General features: G+C 60.7%; 13 protein-coding genes and 1 pseudogene. 9 read left to right on the top strand and 5 right to left on the bottom strand.

Annotated elements, in window-relative coordinates; all coding sequences use genetic code 11:
* Nucleotides 1-79: 79 nt before the first annotated feature.
* Nucleotides 80-2,245, bottom strand: a complete 2,166-nt coding sequence (locus LMTR13_RS13100) for an acetate--CoA ligase family protein (protein ID WP_065728242.1) — start codon at nucleotides 2,243-2,245, stop codon at nucleotides 80-82.
* A gap of 219 nt (nucleotides 2,246-2,464) precedes the next feature.
* Here LMTR13_RS13100 and LMTR13_RS13095 point away from each other — a divergent pair, with 219 nt between their 5' ends.
* The 5 genes from LMTR13_RS13095 (at nucleotide 2,465) to LMTR13_RS13075 (ending at nucleotide 8,447) form a co-directional block, all read left to right on the top strand.
* Nucleotides 2,465-3,160 (top strand): GntR family transcriptional regulator, encoded by a 696-nt coding sequence (locus LMTR13_RS13095; protein WP_065728241.1) that lies wholly within the window; start codon nucleotides 2,465-2,467, stop codon nucleotides 3,158-3,160.
* Between the two features lie 66 nt (nucleotides 3,161-3,226).
* A complete protein-coding gene (oxc, locus tag LMTR13_RS13090; protein ID WP_065732645.1) occupies nucleotides 3,227-4,957 on the top strand; it encodes an oxalyl-CoA decarboxylase in 1,731 nt (576 codons plus the stop codon).
* A 59-nt stretch (nucleotides 4,958-5,016) separates the two neighbouring features.
* Nucleotides 5,017-6,294 carry a formyl-CoA transferase gene (gene frc / locus LMTR13_RS13085; RefSeq protein WP_065728240.1) on the top strand — a complete coding sequence of 426 codons (1,278 nt, stop codon included), beginning with the start codon at nucleotides 5,017-5,019 and terminating at the stop codon, nucleotides 6,292-6,294.
* Between the two features lie 570 nt (nucleotides 6,295-6,864).
* Nucleotides 6,865-7,473, top strand: coding sequence for a hypothetical protein (locus LMTR13_RS42455; RefSeq protein WP_236843371.1), 609 nt, complete (start codon nucleotides 6,865-6,867; stop codon nucleotides 7,471-7,473).
* A gap of 200 nt (nucleotides 7,474-7,673) precedes the next feature.
* Nucleotides 7,674-8,447 (top strand): helix-turn-helix transcriptional regulator, encoded by a 774-nt coding sequence (locus tag LMTR13_RS13075; protein WP_065728239.1) that lies wholly within the window; start codon nucleotides 7,674-7,676, stop codon nucleotides 8,445-8,447.
* Nucleotides 8,448-8,479: 32 nt separating this feature from the next.
* On the opposite strand, the gene LMTR13_RS13070 is transcribed toward LMTR13_RS13075, so the two are convergent.
* The 4 genes from LMTR13_RS13070 to LMTR13_RS13055 all read right to left on the bottom strand — a co-directional run bounded on the left by LMTR13_RS13070 (nucleotide 8,480) and on the right by LMTR13_RS13055 (nucleotide 13,979).
* Nucleotides 8,480-9,988, bottom strand: coding sequence for an HlyD family type I secretion periplasmic adaptor subunit (locus LMTR13_RS13070; protein WP_083219022.1), 1,509 nt, complete (start codon nucleotides 9,986-9,988; stop codon nucleotides 8,480-8,482).
* A gap of 50 nt (nucleotides 9,989-10,038) precedes the next feature.
* The gene (locus LMTR13_RS13065) at nucleotides 10,039-11,832 is read right to left on the bottom strand and encodes a type I secretion system permease/ATPase (protein ID WP_083219021.1); all 1,794 of its coding nucleotides are present in this window, start codon (nucleotides 11,830-11,832) and stop codon (nucleotides 10,039-10,041) included.
* Nucleotides 11,833-11,950: 118 nt separating this feature from the next.
* Nucleotides 11,951-12,466 (bottom strand): hypothetical protein, encoded by a 516-nt coding sequence (locus LMTR13_RS13060; protein WP_065728237.1) that lies wholly within the window; start codon nucleotides 12,464-12,466, stop codon nucleotides 11,951-11,953.
* 271 nt (nucleotides 12,467-12,737) lie between these two features.
* Nucleotides 12,738-13,979, bottom strand: coding sequence for a hypothetical protein (locus LMTR13_RS13055; protein ID WP_065728236.1), 1,242 nt, complete (start codon nucleotides 13,977-13,979; stop codon nucleotides 12,738-12,740).
* A 192-nt stretch (nucleotides 13,980-14,171) separates the two neighbouring features.
* On the opposite strand from LMTR13_RS13055, the pseudogene LMTR13_RS40705 reads away from it, so the two are divergent.
* The 4 genes and pseudogenes from LMTR13_RS40705 to LMTR13_RS13040 all read left to right on the top strand — a co-directional run.
* A pseudogene (locus LMTR13_RS40705) lies at nucleotides 14,172-14,389 on the top strand (formyl-CoA transferase); the annotation flags it as partial.
* A 211-nt stretch (nucleotides 14,390-14,600) separates the two neighbouring features.
* A complete protein-coding gene (locus tag LMTR13_RS41695) occupies nucleotides 14,601-14,738 on the top strand; it encodes a hypothetical protein (RefSeq protein WP_197521094.1) in 138 nt (45 codons plus the stop codon).
* A 600-nt stretch (nucleotides 14,739-15,338) separates the two neighbouring features.
* Entirely contained in the window at nucleotides 15,339-16,289 is a 951-nt protein-coding gene (locus LMTR13_RS13045) for a Bug family tripartite tricarboxylate transporter substrate binding protein (protein ID WP_236843370.1), read from the top strand.
* 80 nt (nucleotides 16,290-16,369) lie between these two features.
* Nucleotides 16,370-16,867, top strand: a complete 498-nt coding sequence (locus LMTR13_RS13040; RefSeq protein WP_065728233.1) for a tripartite tricarboxylate transporter TctB family protein — start codon at nucleotides 16,370-16,372, stop codon at nucleotides 16,865-16,867.
* The last annotated feature ends 29 nt before the right edge of the window (nucleotides 16,868-16,896 follow it).

Raw genomic sequence — 16,896 nt, 5'->3', positions numbered from 1 at the left:
ACGGCGGATTTCCGCTTGCTATTCTTTGGAGAAAATGCCGCTCCGGAGGCTTCCGGAGCGGCATTTGTTGTTGATAAGCTTAGAGCAAGCCCGCGCCGCGCGCCCACTTGTATTTGGCGCCGAGCACTTCCACCGGCAGTTCGGTCGAATAGGCATAGGCCGGGATACCGTTCTGGTAGAGATATTCGGCGGCCTCTTCGACCTCGACGTCGCCGGCGAGCGAGGCGACGATCGGCTTCACAAAGCCCTTCGCCTCCATCTCCTTCTTCACCTCGACCATGTTGCGGGCGAACACCATCGGCGGGGTGACGATCGTGTGCCAGTAGCCGAGGATCAGCGAATGGATGCGCTCATCCGACAGGCCGAGCTTCACCGTGTTGATGTAGGTGATCGGCGGCTCGCCGCCGGTGATATCCACGGGATTTCCGGCCGCGCCGAACGGCGGGATGAACTTGCGGAACGCGGCGTCAAGATCCGGCGGCATCGACATCAGCGACAGGCCGTTGTCGACGCAGGAGTCCGACAGCAGCACGCCCGAACCGCCGGCACCGGTGATGATCAGCACGTTCTCGCCCTTCGGCGTCGGCAGCACCGGCATACCGCGTGCGAATTCGAGCAATTGCCGCAAGGACCGGGCGCGGATCACGCCCGACTGCTTGAAGACGTCTTCGTAGATCTTGTCGTTGCCGGCGAGCGCGCCGGTATGCGACGAGGCCGCCTTCGCGCCGGCCGAGGTGCGGCCCGCCTTCAGTACCACCACCGGCTTCTTCTTGGAGACCCGCTTGGCGGCTTCCGCAAACGCCCGGCCGTCCTTCAGGTCTTCGCAGTGCTGGGCGATCAGGTTGGTGTTGGGGTCCTGCTCGAAGAACGCCAGCAGATCGTCCTCGTCGATGTCGGACTTGTTGCCGAGCCCGACGATCGCCGAAACACCCATTTTCGCCGAGCGCGAGAAACCGATGATCGCCATGCCGATGCCGCCGGACTGCGACGACAAAGCCGCATGGCCCTTGACGTCGTAGGCGGTGCAGAAGGTAGCGCAGAGATTCGACCATGTATAGTAGAAGCCGTAGATGTTCGGACCCATCAGGCGGACGTTGTACTTCTTGCCGACCTCGACGATCTCGGCCTGCAATTCAGGCGCGCCGGCTTCGGCAAAGCCGGACGGAATCAGCACGGCACCGGGAATTTTCTTCTCGCCGCATTCGGCGAGCGCACCCGCAACGAACTTTGCGGGAATCGCGAACACCGCGGTGTCGATCACGCCCGGCACGTCCTTGACGCTCTTGTAGGCTTTATAGCCGAGAATATCGGCCGCCTTCGGGTGGATCGGATAGATCTCGCCCTTGTAGCCGCCGTTGATCAGGTTCTTCATCACGGAGTTGCCGATCTTGCCGTCCTCGGCGGAGGCACCGATCACGGCAACGCCCTTCGGCTGCATGATGCGGTTCATGGCCGCGACGATTTCTTCGGTCGGGCGCGGCGCCGGACGCGGCTTGTAATCGAAGTCGACGACGATGCGCACGTCGGCGGCAATCGCGTCCTTCTTGGTGGCGAACACCGGATTGAGGTCGAGTTCAACGATTTCGGGGAAGTCGCTGACGAGCTGCGACACTTTGACAATGACGTCCGCCAGCGCATCGCGGCTGACCGGATCGCCGCCGCGCACACCCTTCAGCATGTCGTGGGCCTGGATGCCGTCGAGCATCGACAGCGCATCGTCCTTGGTCGCGGGCGCGAGACGGAAGGTAATATCCTTCAGCACTTCGACCAGCACGCCGCCGAGGCCGAATGCCACCAGCTTGCCGAACGAGCCGTCGGTAATCGAGCCGACAATGACCTCGGTGCCGCCAGCCAGCATCTGCTGGACCTGGATGCCCTCGATCTTGGCATCGGCCTTATACTTCTTCGCATTGGCGAGAATGGTGTCATAGGCCTTCTCGGCATCGGCCGCGGTCTTGACGCCAACCATGACGCCGCCGGCTTCGGTCTTGTGGAGAATATCCGGCGAGACGATTTTCATCACCACCGGGAAGCCCATGCTGGATGCGATCTTGGATGCATCAGCGGCAGACTTGGCCACGCCTTCCTTAGGAACCGGGATGCCATAGGCATCGCACACCACCTTGCCTTCCGGCGCGGTGAGGCTGGTGCGCTTCTCGGCTTTCACCGTATCGAGCACCCGGCGGACAGCCTCTTGGGCGCTGGGCTCGGCGATCTTGCGGGCCGCATCTGCAGAATTTGACATTGGCTTCCTCCTGGGGCTAGTTTTATGGCATTTGGTATGCCAGAGATTAGATTGTCAAGACAAACTATCGCGCGGAAACAGCGAAAACACGGGCATCTTGACATACTGGTATTTGGTATGCCAAAAATCTTCGGGTGTTTCTTCTGCTAAGAAGACGTCTCCAAAACAGGGAGGAGACGAGTCGTGCCCGCACGTAAACAAACCAAGGCGCCGCCTGTCATGGCTGAGGCAGATATCGCAATCGTCCGGATTGCGCCTGAGACGAGCTTCAAGAACAAGGCCTACGAGGCCTTGAAGGAAGCTATTCTCAAGATGGATATCTATGCGACACCCGAGCAGGTGATGCTCGATGAGCGCGCGCTGTCCGAACGCCTCGGCGTCAGCCGCACCCCTATTCGCGAAGCCATCGCGATGCTGGAACAGGACGGTTTCGTCAAAACCGTGCCGCGTCGCGGCATCGTCGTGGTCCGCCGCACCAAGACCGAAATCGTCGACATGATCCGCGCCTGGGCCGCGCTCGAGAGCATGGCAGCACGCCTGATCACGACCACCGCGCGCAAGAAGGACATCACCGCGCTGCGCGATTTCTTCAAGGACTTTGGCAAGGACCGGCTGCCGCAGGATCATGTCGAGGAATACTCCAGGGCCAACATCGCGTTCCATCAGGCGCTGATCTCGCTTTCGGAATCGCCGGTCTTGGTCGATCTGACCAACGATCTCCTGCTGCATGTGCGCGGCTATCGGCAATTGACCATCGGGCGGAAGGACCGCACCGCGACCTCGCTGCCCGAGCATCTTGCCATCATCGAAGCGCTGGAAGCACGCGACACCGAACTCGCCGAGAAGCGCGCGCGGGACCACACGCTGGGCCTTGCCGCCTACGTTGAAGCGCACGGGCAGGAACTTTTTAGCTAGACGAACCTTCGCACCAGAAGACGACGAAAAATCGTCCGAACCAAAACGATCAGGGAGATGAAGCCCATGCTGAATACCGCGACCAAGTCCGAAGCACCGGGCACCGAGCAAGAGCTGACGGATGGCTTTCATCTCGTCATCGACGCGCTCAAGCTCAACGGCATCAATACTATCTATGGTGTGCCGGGCATCCCGATCACCGACCTCGGACGCATGATGCAGGCCGCGGGCATGCGTGTATTGTCGTTCCGCCACGAGCAGAACGCCGGCTACGCGGCCTCGATCGCCGGCTTTCTCACCAAGAAACCAGGCGTCTGCCTCACGGTCTCGGCGCCCGGCTTTCTCAATGGCCTCACAGCGCTGGCTCACGCCACCACCAACTGCTTCCCGATGATCCTGATCTCGGGTTCCTCCGAGCGCGAGATCGTCGACCTGCAGCAGGGCGACTATGAAGAGATGGACCAGCTTGCGATCGCCAAGCCGCTCTGCAAGGCAGCCTTCCGCGTGCTGCATGCCGCCGACATCGGCATCGGTCTCGCCCGCGCGATCCGCGCAGCGGTGTCGGGACGCCCAGGCGGTGTCTATCTCGACCTGCCGGCGAAACTTTTCGGCCAGGTGATGGACGCCGGCGCGGGCGCGAAGTCGCTGGTGAAGGTGATTGACGCAGCCCCCGCCCAGATCCCTAGCCCGTCGGCGGTCAAGCGCGCGCTCGACGTGTTCAAGGGCGCAAAGCGTCCCCTCATCATTCTCGGCAAGGGCGCAGCTTACGCGCAGGCCGACAACGAGATCCGCGCCTTGGTCGAAAAGACCGGCGCACCGTTTCTGCAGATGAGCATGGCCAAGGGCCTGCTGCCCGACACGCATGCGCAGTCGGCCGGTGCCGCGCGCTCGACCGTGCTGAAGGACGCCGACGTCGTGATGCTGATCGGCGCCCGCCTCAACTGGCTGTTGTCGCACGGCAAAGGCAAGACCTGGGGCGATGCGCCGAAGAAATTCATCCAGGTCGACATCGAACCGAAGGAGATGGATTCCAACGTCGAGATCGCGGCCCCCGTGGTCGGCGATATCGGCTCCTGCGTGTCCGCTCTGCTCGAGGGCATGGGCGGCAACTGGCCGGCCGCGCCAGCCGACTGGGTCTCGACCGTCAACAAGAAGCGTGACGACAACGTCGCCAAGATGGCGCCGAAGTTGATGAGCAACGCTTCCCCGATGGACTATCACGGCGCGCTCGGCGCACTGCGCACCATCATCAAGGAACGGCCGGACGCCATCCTCGTCAACGAAGGCGCCAACACGCTCGACCTCGCCCGCGGCGTCATCGACATGTACAAGCCGCGCAAGCGGCTCGACGTCGGCACCTGGGGTGTGATGGGCATCGGCATGGGCTATTCGATTGCAGCGGCCGTCGAAACCGGCAAGCCCGTGCTCGCGGTCGAGGGCGACTCGGCGTTCGGCTTTTCCGGCATGGAGATCGAGACCATCTGCCGCTACCAGCTTCCGGTCTGCATCGTCATCTTCAACAATGACGGCATCTATCGCGGCACCGACGTCAACACGGGCGGTTCCGATCCGGCGACGACGGTATTCGTCAAGGGCTCGCGCTACGACAAGATGATGGAAGCCTTCGGCGGCGTCGGCATCAACGCCACTTCGCCCGACGAGCTGAAGCGTGCCGTCAACGAGGCAATGGATTCCGGCAAGCCGACGCTGATCAACGCCGTGATCGATCCGGCGGCAGGCTCGGAGAGCGGCCGCATCGGCAACCTCAACCCGCAAAGCGTTCTGAAAAAGAAATAACCGAGTTCAATCCATTCATCCTGCATCACGCAGTACAGACACAGTACGGAGCAAAGACGATGACAAAGGCGCTCACGGGCGTTCGCATTCTCGATTTCACCCACGTTCAGTCGGGCCCGACCTGCACGCAATTGCTGGCCTGGTTCGGCGCCGACGTGATCAAGGTCGAGCGCCCCGGCGTCGGCGACATCACGCGCGGTCAGTTGCAGGACATCCCGAATGTGGACAGCCTGTATTTCACCATGCTGAACCACAACAAGCGTTCGATCACGCTCGACACCAAGAACCCGAAGGGCAAGGAAGTCCTCACCGCGCTGATCAAGAGCTGCGACGTGCTGGTGGAAAATTTCGGCCCCGGCGTGCTCGACCGCATGGGTTTCCCCTGGGAGAAGATCCACAGCATCAACCCGAAGATGATCGTGGCCTCGATCAAGGGCTTTGGTCCCGGCCCGTATGAAGACTGCAAGGTGTATGAGAACGTCGCGCAGTGCACCGGCGGCGCCGCCTCGACCACCGGCTTCCGCGACGGGCTGCCGCTCGTCACCGGCGCGCAGATCGGCGACAGCGGCACCGGGTTGCATCTGGCGCTCGGCATCGTCACCGCGCTCTATCAGCGCACCCACTCGGGCAAGGGCCAGCGCGTCACCGCAGCGATGCAGGACGGCGTGTTGAATCTTGCGCGCGTCAAACTGCGCGACCAGCAGCGCCTCGCCCATGGCCCGCTCAAGGAATACAGCCAGTATGGCGAAGGCATTCCGTTCGGCGACGCCGTGCCGCGCGCGGGCAACGATTCCGGCGGCGGCCAGCCCGGCCGTATCCTGAAGTGCAAGGGTTGGGAGACCGATCCCAACGCCTATCTCTACTTCATCACCCAGGCGCCGGTGTGGGAGAAGATCTGCGACGTGATCGGCGAACCCGGCTGGAAGACCCATCCGGATTACGCCAAGCCGCCGGCCCGGCTGTCGCGCCTCAACGAGATCTTCGCACGCATCGAGCAGTGGACGATGACCAAGACCAAGTTCGAGGCGATGGAAATTCTCAACAAAGACGATATCCCCTGCGGCCCGATCCTGTCGATGAAGGAGATCATCGAGGATCAGTCGCTGCGCGCGACCGGCACCGTGGTCGAGGTCGATCATCCGACCCGCGGCAAGTACATCTCGGTCGGCAACCCGATCAAACTGTCGGACTCACCGAGCGAGGTGACCCGCTCCCCGCTGCTCGGCGAACACACCGACGAGATCCTGCGCCAGGTTCTCGGCTTCAGCGATCACCAGGTCGCCGAAATCCACGATTCCGGCGCGCTCGAGCCGGCGCGGAAGCAGGCGGCGGAATAACGACGCCATCCGAACACACGAAAGGCCGCCGGTTTTCGGCGGCCTTTTTTGTTTGGGCGAGAGGAAATCAGGTTGAGTCGGTACGGCGGCCACCCGCCGCACTTCCGCTTGCAGGGAAGTCGCATCGAAGATGCGGTACAGATGAGCTTCTGAATGTTGTTCAGCTTTTGGTGGTGGTTGCGAAGGACCCGCAACAGACGGCCCGCAGACTTGCCCCATCGATTCTATCCTTGGCCCTTTGAAGGACTGACAGCTTTACGTCGGCAAGCGGATGTCGGGGATAGCAGAGCAAGGTCGGCTATGGGCCCAGGGGCGGACATGCGACATACGAATCGATGACGGCGCTCCCAGCTATCTCTTGGGACCGGCAACGCTCTCCATCATCGCAACGCCCACCCACCGCGAAACTGCGTTGCTCCGGAATTAACGATGCTGGAGCGCGCTGCGGCGAAGGATGGGCGTTTAACAAGCAGTTAAGACTTTTGCGCGAATGATAGACAACCAGCGCAACATCTTAGATCGCCGCAAGAATTGCGAGCGGACCTCAGGCCCCTTTTATGAGGGATTAGCATGAGAACGCTTCTCATTGGTGTTCTGGCTGCGACCCTGGTTGGCTGTAGCTGCCTCTTACCGCCGCAAGCAAGCATGGAAGCATGCACGGACGCGAGTGGGTCCGGCTGTCTCAACGGGATGGCGGCCAGCCGGCCGATTGAGCCCGCGTCAGCCCCATCCAAAACCAATTCCGCAACAACAAAAGTCAAGGCCACGATCGCGACGAAGACGCAAGAGCCGACGATTGCCCACGTCCGCGACAAGTCTCAACTCGCTGAGAAAAAGGCGAAGTCCACCACGGTCGAAGCGAAAGTCGAAGCTCCGGCATCTGGTCGGCCCGCTGCGACGTCCGATCCGGTCATTATCAAGGCGAAGACCACGATTGCCGCGAAATTGGAGGAGCCGGCGTCTGCCGAGTTCGGTGAGATGAAACGGGCCATCCGCAAAAATACGCTCGGGCAGTCCGTCGACACCATTTGCGGCCGTGTCAAAGGTAAAAAGCCGTCGGGCGAAGATACCGGCGATAGGCCGTTTCTATATCTCGTGACGGAAGATGAAGCATTCGTCGTCGATGGTCCCGCGAATTCAGCGGCGGCGAGCGCCTATCGCAATATTTGCAGCAGTTAGCCTGGAACGACAGAACCGCTGCCAAGATCTGTTGCGACGGACCAGAAGGTCCTCTGACGACGTTCCACGAATTCGAAAGTCGGAAGCAACGTCGCGATCAGCAGCAAATTCGCTGCAGAGTGTGTGGGGCAGATTTGCTCCATGGAAAATGGAAATCAAAACTTGTGGAGTGACAGCTAATCTCTGAATTCGGGAACATCATGGACGATTTTTCTAATCCCGCAGAACTCGCCTTGGTATCACAAAACTCGCCGGTGCTCGTGATCATCGAGCAACATGTCCTGGCGCGTACGTGCATCCTCAATATCCTCAAGAGAGAACTCACTGGATTCGAGATCGTCGAGATGGCAACGACTGGTGGCCTGAACTGGCTATCCGGCAGAGACATCCGCTTGATTGCGCTGAATATCGGGCACAAGCAGATCACTGACCCTTCGATCGAGGCGAGCCTCGCCCTGCTTGCAGAAACCTGCCCTAAAGCGTTCGTTGCCGTGTTGTCAAATCGCGACGACGATGCGACGGCTTCGGCTGCGATGCAACGCGGAGTGCGTGGCTTCTTTCCGACATCGATCCCGGTCGAAGTCGCTATTGCCGGATTACGCCTGGTCCTTGCCGGTGGGGTCTACCGACCGTTACCGATCGTTGGGCAAAATGGAGCGTCGAAGGCGATATCGGGATGCCCCGACGCGTCCGAACCAATCGTAACGAACGAGGATAACGGCGGCACCAGGATTGTGCCGGAGAAGGCGATGGTCGACCTTACGCCACGCGAACAACATGTGCTGGAGGCGTTGCAGCTCGGCCTTCCGAACAAGTTGATTGCCGTCAGGCTCAACCTTTCGGAAAACACTGTAAAAATGCATATTCAACGTATCATGCGAAAATGCTCCGCGCATAATCGCACCGAGGCGGTCGTTCGCTGGAGCCGGCGAGCCAACGGTCATGCGCAGCCCTCACGCGTGCGGTCTTCTTGAGAGCTGCCCGAGCTCGCAGTTCTGGTCGCAGCTCAATCCTCGCGGAACGCGCCGTGGAAGCTGTCGAGCAGGGGCCGGAGAGCGTAGAGCGCGACGGTGCCGCGGCCCGTCTTGATGAACACCTGGGCCGGCATTCCCGGAACAATCTGGACACCATCGATCCCGGTGCTTGCCGGGTCCTGCACCCGAATCTTCGTTGCGTAGTAGGGCTGATCGGTACGCTTGTCGACCAGACGGTCGGCAGAAACGTGCGTCACAGTCCCCTGGAGCCGTGGTACGCGGCGCTGGTTGTAGGGCAGAAGATTCACGTCGGCGCTCAGTCCGGGGCGGACCACGTCGATGTCCTCGGGCCTGACACGCGCAATCACGATGAGTCGATCCTGCCGAGGAACCAGATCCATGAGAGGTGCGCCGGCGCCAATGACGCCGCCTGGAGTATGAATCCTCAGGTCCGTTACCACGCCATCCTGGGGTGCCTTGACCGCCGTTCGTGACAGTTGGTCGTCGGCCGCCTGCAGTCGTTCGCGTATCTGAAAAATCTGGTTTTGCACCTCGCGCAGCGACTGCGCGATCTCGTTCTGGCGATCGTTCTCGAGTTTGAGAAGAGTTGCCTGCGATTCGTTGATAACCTGCCCGGCGCGCGATATCTGCGCGACAACCTCACCCCGCCGCCCCTCGATGTCAGCCATCTCCCGCTCAAGGTTCAGAAGCCGCGGACGCCGCTCAAGTCCCCTGTTAACGAGCATGGCGACGGTCGTCGCTTCTTCGCGGACGATTTCGATGCGCCTTGAGGCCGCGCTTTCCTGCGCCCTGAGGCCCTCGATCTCTTTTTCTACCTGCGACCTTTTTTCCCGAATTACGGCCGCTTGCGATTGAAAGACCTGCCGACGGGTTTCGAAAATGGCTTGCTGGCCCGCAAGCACATCCGCGACCGACGGACTGGCATTCTGCGCCGTCTCCAATCTGGGCGGGAATGACACCCGCCAGTCGCCCTGCTGTTCCGCCTGCAGCCGCGCCTCTCGTGCCACCGCTTCCCACAACTGGCCTTGCAGACTCTGGGCTTCGGCGCGAGCCTTGGTGTCTTCCAGCGAGATCAGCGTCTGTCCGGCGCGGACAACGTCGCCGTCCGCGACCAGAATCTCCCTGATGATGCCACCTTCAAGGTGCTGAATCGTCTTGCGGCTCGACTCGGATTCGACGGTGCCGACAGCAATCGCGGCGCTCTCGAGGGGAGCATAGGTTGACCAGGTACCGAGACCAACGACAAAGCCGAAAGCCAGCACGTTTCCTGTCCAGGTGATGCCGCGAAGCCGGTCGCGGAGCGCCGGCGGCGCCGATCTCAACCACCGCGGGACCTGCCAGATCTCGGCGTGAGCGATTGCAGCTTTCAGACGATCCCGCCCTCTTCGGGCCAGGAGACCCTGGAAATGCCAGATACGGATCGAGGTGACACCGCCAAGCCTGTCGCAGAACGCTGGCGCCGCCGCTCTCACCCACCGTTGAACCGCCCGGATGTAGAGGTGAGCGAATGAAATTCTCATGAGATCCCATTCCCCTCAGGCAAAGCGATGGTGAGGATATTTGCCGCGGATCATGGCAAGCTCGGCCGCGGCCAGGCGCCGACGCCGCCTTCGCATTTCTGGTCGGAACGACCGGGCACGGGTTGTGTGGCGACCTGGGGACGGGCCAGGCACCTCTCGAAAATTTCCCTGCTGTCGCCGAATGCGCTGACAGCACCGTCCTGCATGATGGCAATCTTGTCCGTTGCGCCGAGAATCCCGATCCGGTGAGTGATGATGATGACAGTCGTATTGGTGGCCTTCATCCATTCAATAGCGTCGAACAGCATGCGCTCGCCGAGCGCGTCGAGGCTGGAGTTAGGCTCGTCGAGGACCACGAGGTGCGGGTCGCCAAAGAACGCCCGTGCAAGGCCAAGGCGCTGGCGAAACCCGCGCGGCAGATTGGCGCCTCCGCCAACGACGACCGTGTCGTACGACTGCGGCAGCCGGATGAGCGTCTCGTGAATGCCGGCCAGCTTTGCTGCTTCAATGACCTTCTGCAAATCGGCATCGTCCAGCCGTGCAATGATGTCCTTTGCGGTTTCTCCGAAGAGTTCGATATCCTGCGGCAGATATCCAAGCCGCCGCCCGCCGCCAAAATCGCGCACGGCTGAAATGTCGATGCCATCGAGCAGCACCGAACCTGCCGCTGGAGCCGAGATTCCAGCGATGATCTTGCCGAGCGTGGATTTGCCGGAGCCCGATGGACCGATGATGCCAAGACATTCACCTGGCGCGAGGCGAAACGACACGCCCTTCACGAACAGATGGTTCGATCCCGGCAGAACGGCGCCGACATTGTTGACGATGAGGTCGCCCTTCGGCCTGTCCGGGAGAGTCCTGACGCTTGCAGCCGGGGTGACTGCGGACATGATGTCATTGAGCCGGCGGTAGGCGGCGAGAGCCATCTCGAACGCCTTCCAGCCCGCAATCGCCCCTTCAATGGGCGGGAGCGCGCGTCCGAACAGCATACTCGCGGCAAAGATGATGGCGGGATTTCTGTCCTGCTCGAGAACGAGCCAGGCGGCAGTGCCCATGATCACGACCTGCGTCAGCGCCCGCACGGGTTTGGAGATCAGCATGATGGTTTCGTGGCGGCGCTGCGCCATCTCTTGCTCGCTCCGAGCATCCTGCGCAGCCTGACGGATCAGGCGTGTGGCGCCGTCGAGCATCCCCATGGCTCTGATCATTTGGAGGTTTCCGACGGCCGTTCCGAACCATCCGTGACTCCTCGTCAGCGCAGCAGCCGATCGCGCCAGCGGGCCTTGCGTGAGCCGGTCTCCGGCAAGCCCTAGAGCGAGCAGGACCAACGCGCTGAGTGTGCCGATTACGCCCAGCAAGGGATGCACGAGGAAGAGAACGCCGAGGAAAAGCGGCGTCCAGAGCGCGTCAAGCAGCGTAGAGCATGCTCCAGACTGTGCGAACTGACGCAAGGTCGTAAGATCGCGATAGGCTTCCGACGCCCGCGCCCGATCGGCCTCATAGGCGTATTTGAAGCACGCGGAGAGCGCTGCCGGATGGAGTTCTTCTTCAAGCCACTCGCCCATCCGGCCCAATGCAGCGCGGCGCAGTGCGTCAAGCACGCCGCCAACCACGACGGTAAACGCAACGATCAACGTCAGCATCAGGAGCGTAGCGCCGCTGCGACTCGACAGGACCCGATCATAGATCTGAAGCAGATAGATCGAAGGCGCGAGGAGAAGAAGATTATAGCTGCAGCTATACGCGAAAACGAGCCCGAGCGATCCTGCGCAGGCCCGCAAGGCCGCTTTCAACGGCATCCGCGCTGGTGACATTGTTTGCAGCCGAAGCGGTGGCGTCAGCATTGCGTTCCCGCCAGAGTTCTGAGGTCCGACCCTTCCCGGACCATTGTTCGCCGACCTTGCGGCGAAGTGAGAACCGGCAGCCCCCGCCGCCGGTTCTCTGCCCCTCCAGAGTCGCCGATCAGCCGTGCGCCAACATGCCTGAATCGTCGATATGGTAGGTTTCGTGGCTGTTGAGCGAGTCGTTCAGGATCTTGATGTCAACGTCCCCGCCTTCTGCCTTGTTGTGGTTTCCGCCATCGCCGCCAATGCCGGCCCACACGTTCTGACTCATATCCGCAGAGAGGTAGTTCTTCTGGTAGGCCGAAGTGTTGGCATCCACGTCGGACTTATTGTGGCCGCTGTCCGATTCCTGGTCGCCATTCGATACGGCTTTGCCGCCCTCTGCTTTCGAATGCTTCTCCGCCTTCGCATTCGCGCCCCCGGCGTCCCAGTAGGCCTTCTGATGAACCTGATCGCCGGTCTTGACGTACACATCGGCGCCGTCAGCCTTGTTGTACGGGTTAAACTCGATACTGGGCTTGCTAGTGATGTCACCTGTATTCACGCCGTCTCCACCGTTTCCTGCGCTGTTGCCGCCGGTCGAAACCTTCAGCGCGATCGTGTCGGAAGGAAACAATGCCTTTGCCTTTGCCATGTCAGTCTCCCTGAGCTGGTTTGCACACTGTGTGTCCCAATGTGGACAGCACGAGTTTTGGATTTCGATGCCGGATTGGTCTAGCCGCCAAAGCTGATGCCACCCTTTTCGAACCGTGTACGCCCGAAGTGCTACCGCTTGTTGCCGAGCCCCGTGAGCTCCAATGCCGGCCGAGCGTTTTCAAACGAAGTGGGATAGCGGTTCGCGTGAAGGAAAACGCGTCAAATAGAGAATCCAGCGCTTCGTTTCGATAGATCGAAACGGCGAGGCTCTAGGCGTGATCCAGCAAGTGAAGGTCCGACAACAGTTGCATGGCGAAATCGCCGCCAAGCGCAGCGTTGCCGTGGCCGCCGTCACCACCGGTTCCGGCAATCTGTATCGTGCTCTGATCGAACACGACATTGTTGCTCTGATGAGCCTCGGCTGTTGAGTTGTAGCCGGCGACTGCAATGTTGATCGGGACGTAGATCGCCACGTCGATGTCGATCATGCTTCCCGAGAAATGGCCGTTGCCGCCATTGCCAGCGCTGTTGTTGCCGGTCGCGATGACGTCAGAGCCGATCAAGTCGAAGATCGAAGAGAGAATGTCCACAGTTCCGCCAATCGCGTGATTGCCGTTGCCGCCATCGCCCCCGACGCCGGCCATCTGAAACGCGGATTGATCGAACACCACGTTGTTTGTCTGTTCGGCGTTGGCGGTGGAATTGTATCCCGCCACCGCGATGTTGATCGGGTAGTACAATGCAAACGACGCGTGAACGATGCCCCCATAGAAGTACCCGTCCCCGCCGTTGCCTGCGTCGTTATCGCCGCTCGCGATCACATTGGAGCCCATCCCGCCGTGGGCGAGGCCTGACCAGCCGATGGGCTGGTGGGGGCCCTGGCCAGTTCCGACGACCGACACACCTCCACCGATCGCGGCATTGCCGCTCCCGCCATCACCCCCGACGCCGGCCATCTGAAACGCGGACTGATCGAGCACCACATTGTTTGTCTGATCGGCGTGGGCACTGGAATTATATCCCGCGACTGCAATGTTGATCGGTGCATAGACCGCGACAGGAGCATGCACCATCGCTCCGAAGAAGTAGCCATCGCCACCATTGCCGGCGCTGTTGCCACCGGTGGCGATCGCGCCAAAGCCGGGGGGCCCGAACGCGCCGACGCCTCCGCCCGATGCGGCATTCCAATTGCCGCCATCACCGCCAACTCCCGCGATCTGGGTTGCGGACTGATCAAAATACGCGATGTTCGTCTGATGAGCGAGGGCTGTCGCATGGACGCCCGGCCACGCGACGTTGAGCGGCTCGAAACCAGCGTAGCTGCTATGGATCAGGCTCCCGGCAAAATAACCTCTGCCGCCATCGCCGGCGCTGTTATCTCCCGTGTGGATCGGGAAGCGTGACCATGAATCCGCGGAAAGCCACAACGAGCCTGGCAGATCGTGCCCGAGCAGATCCTTGCGGCCGAGGGGAACGCTGTGAACAGGGTCCGTTACACTCCGATGATCCATGACTGTTGCCCTACCGAAATTGCCTCGCGCCGACCGGGCGGACGCCTCCCTCACTCGAGAGAGAATGTCACCTCGGCAAGCCAGAAGCCGAGTCGTCAATTCGGATCGCAAACGTTCGGGCGATAGACACGATATCAGTTACACCCGTTCGGGTGTGGTTCGCACCTCGGCAAATCTTACCAACATTCCTTGTCCGGCACCGTGGTCGAGGTCGATCACCGACCCGCGGCAAGTACATCTCGGTCGGCAATCCGATCAAGCTGTCGGACTCACCGAGCGAAGTGACCCGCTCGCCTCTGCTCGGCGAGCACACCGACAAATCCTCCGCCAGGTTCTCGGCTTCAGCGATCACCAGGTCGCCGAAATCCACGATTTCCGGCGCGCTTGAGCCTCCGCGCAAGCAGGCGGCGAATGAGCAGTCTGGGATTCTGGAATACAAAGGCCGCCGGCTTCCGGCGGCCTTTTTTATTCTGGAGTGCCAGCACGTCGACCTATTGCTGCAATGCAAACGTCCGATTGCTGCTATGCAAACAATGCCGTTGTTTAGTGGTATCTGGTATACATAAACTATCCCCTATCACGAAAGCGGAGCTTCTCCGCCACTTCAGAAAGGGGACATCCATGTCCAAGACTGCATCCATCGGCCTCCTGCCCTCCGGCACCCTGTTCGGCCGCCTGATGGCTTCCATTGACCGCTTGCTGATCGCGAGCAGCCGCATTGCGGTTCGCAACGGCGACCTTCCCCCCTTCGGTCTCTGACGCTTCTACAATAAGGGCTTTTTTACGCGGCAGCTCGCGAAATCCAGTAGCAATCTTCGGTTGTATTTCGATCAACGGCCCCGGTTTCCGGGGCCGTTTTCGTTCTCCGCTCGCCAATTGCCCGTCAGGGCGCCACCTGCGACAAATTGGCCTAGTCTTCCATCGAAACCAAAAACCATTTGCATGGTGGCATATCATATACAACAATACTGAAAACGCTCATACCAAAACAAGGGCGCATTACCAGGGGGGAGCCAGGCCGTGCAGTCCGCAAGGGACAGCGAAGGCGATATCGCAAGGAACAGGCAGCGCGAGCGTGCCTTCCCCCGCTTCTTGCGCTTCTCAGATTCACTATTGGCCGAAAGGAGCGTATGCCGCCCGATCAGGCCCCTCGTACAATTCGAATCTGCGGGAGTCGCGTTGAGGCAACCATTGCGGCGCGACGATCATGGGTGCATGAAGACTCGATCTTTTGATCGGGAATGAACTTAATAAGCCGGCGAAGAACGGCGTAACCACAGTTCGACGGGAGTGAAGCAAATGAGGCGTTCTACACAACTTGCGTTAGGGACGATTGCAGCGCTGTGCGCAAGCAGCGTCATGGCTCCTGCAATTGCGGCGTGGGAACCAGTGCGGCCCGTCGAATTCATCGTCCCCGCCGGCACCGGCGGCGGCGCAGATCAGATGGCGCGCACGATCCAGGGCATCGTCACCAAGCACAATCTGATGAAGCAGCCGCTGGTCGTCATCAACAAGTCGGGCGGCGCCGGCGGCGAAGGCTTCCTCGATGTCAAGGGATCGGGCGGAAATCCGCACAAGATCATCATCACGCTCTCCAACCTCTTCACGACCCCCCTTGCAACCGGAATTCCCTTCAACTGGAAGGATCTAACGCCGGTCGCGATGCTGGCACTGGATGAATTTGTGCTGTGGGTGAACGCCGACAAGCCGTACAAGACGGTGAAGGACTACGTCGACGCAGTGAAGGCCGCTCCCGCCGGCTCGATCAAGATGGGCGGCACCGGCTCGAAGCAGGAAGATCAGATCATCACTGTCGCCGTGGAAAAGGCGGTCGGCACCAAGTTCACCTATATTCCCTACAAGGGCGGCGGCGAAGTCGCCGTTCAACTCGTCGGCAACCACGTCGATTCCACCGTCAACAATCCGATCGAGGCGGTCGCGCAATGGCGCGGCGGAAAGCTGCGTCCGCTCTGCGTTTTTGACTCAAAGCCGATGGCCTACGACGAGCCGATCGCGGACGGCAAGGGCTGGAAGGACGTTCCGACCTGCAAGTCGGCAGGTCTCGACATGGAATATCTGATGCTGCGTGGCATCTTCATGGCGCCGAGGGCCACCAAGGACCAGGTCGAATACTACGTCGAGCTGTTCAAGAAGATCCGCGCCACTCCGGAGTGGCAGGAATTCATGAAGAGCGGCGCATTCAACACGACCTTCCTGACCGGCGCAGAGTACGCCAAATGGGTCGAGGCCGAGGAAAAGCGTCATCAGACTCTGATGAAAGAGGCCGGTTTCCTCGCTCCGAGCAACTGACCGAGAAGCACTGATCTATTGGGGTAGCGACGCAGACGGCGGGCTCGGTTTCCGCGGGCTTGATTGCGCATGGAGTTTCGATGACAACAGGCAGTTCGAGCAACACCGGCCCGACCCACAAACTGGTGGAAGCAGGCGTCACCCTACTGATCGCTCTGTTCGGAGTGATCGTGATCGTCGGCAGCCTCAAGGCGGGGATCAATTGGGGCGCTGAGGGTCCCCGCGCCGGGTTCTTCCCGTTCTATATCGGACTTTTCATCGTCGCTTCCAGCGCGATCAATCTGTGGAACGGGATGCGCGAAGGCAATGACCGACTGTTCGCCGAGTGGGGACAGCTTCGTCAGGTTCTGAGCGTCGTCATTCCGACCGCCATCTATGTCGGCGCCATGCCATTCATCGGGCTCTACGTCGCCTCCATCATCTTCATCGCATGGTTCATGCGATGGCTGGGCAAATACCGCTGGCTCACCGTTCTGGCGGTGGCGTTCGGCATGCCTATCGTCACCTACTTCATTTTCGAGCGCTGGTTCATGGTTCCGCTTCCAAAGGGACCCGTGGAAGAGTGGCTCGGCATCTAAACAACGACGCACAGTCAGGATTGGATTAT

The sequence above is a fragment of the Bradyrhizobium icense genome (assembly GCF_001693385.1).
GTDB classification, from domain to species: domain Bacteria; phylum Pseudomonadota; class Alphaproteobacteria; order Rhizobiales; family Xanthobacteraceae; genus Bradyrhizobium; species Bradyrhizobium icense.
The sequence above is the reverse complement of the archived record's forward strand: the minus strand, read 5'-3'. Positions and strand labels throughout refer to the sequence as shown.

Excerpts from the sequence above, each read along its gene's own strand:
- LMTR13_RS41695 (WP_197521094.1), top strand. The coding sequence starts at position 14,601 with ATGTCCAAGACTGCATCCATCGGCCTCCTGCCCTCCGGCACCCTGTTC.
- LMTR13_RS13055 (WP_065728236.1), bottom strand. The coding sequence starts at position 13,979 with ATGGATCATCGGAGTGTAACGGACCCTGTTCACAGCGTTCCCCTCGGC.
- LMTR13_RS13070 (WP_083219022.1), bottom strand. The coding sequence starts at position 9,988 with ATGAGAATTTCATTCGCTCACCTCTACATCCGGGCGGTTCAACGGTGG.
- LMTR13_RS13095 (WP_065728241.1), top strand. The coding sequence starts at position 2,465 with ATGGCTGAGGCAGATATCGCAATCGTCCGGATTGCGCCTGAGACGAGC.
- LMTR13_RS13040 (WP_065728233.1), top strand. The coding sequence starts at position 16,370 with ATGACAACAGGCAGTTCGAGCAACACCGGCCCGACCCACAAACTGGTG.
- oxc (WP_065732645.1), top strand. The coding sequence starts at position 3,227 with ATGCTGAATACCGCGACCAAGTCCGAAGCACCGGGCACCGAGCAAGAG.
- LMTR13_RS42455 (WP_236843371.1), top strand. The coding sequence starts at position 6,865 with ATGAGAACGCTTCTCATTGGTGTTCTGGCTGCGACCCTGGTTGGCTGT.
- LMTR13_RS13065 (WP_083219021.1), bottom strand. The coding sequence starts at position 11,832 with ATGCTGACGCCACCGCTTCGGCTGCAAACAATGTCACCAGCGCGGATG.
- LMTR13_RS13100 (WP_065728242.1), bottom strand. The coding sequence starts at position 2,245 with ATGTCAAATTCTGCAGATGCGGCCCGCAAGATCGCCGAGCCCAGCGCC.
- frc (WP_065728240.1), top strand. The coding sequence starts at position 5,017 with ATGACAAAGGCGCTCACGGGCGTTCGCATTCTCGATTTCACCCACGTT.
- LMTR13_RS13075 (WP_065728239.1), top strand. The coding sequence starts at position 7,674 with ATGGACGATTTTTCTAATCCCGCAGAACTCGCCTTGGTATCACAAAAC.
- LMTR13_RS13045 (WP_236843370.1), top strand. The coding sequence starts at position 15,339 with ATGGCTCCTGCAATTGCGGCGTGGGAACCAGTGCGGCCCGTCGAATTC.
- LMTR13_RS13060 (WP_065728237.1), bottom strand. The coding sequence starts at position 12,466 with ATGGCAAAGGCAAAGGCATTGTTTCCTTCCGACACGATCGCGCTGAAG.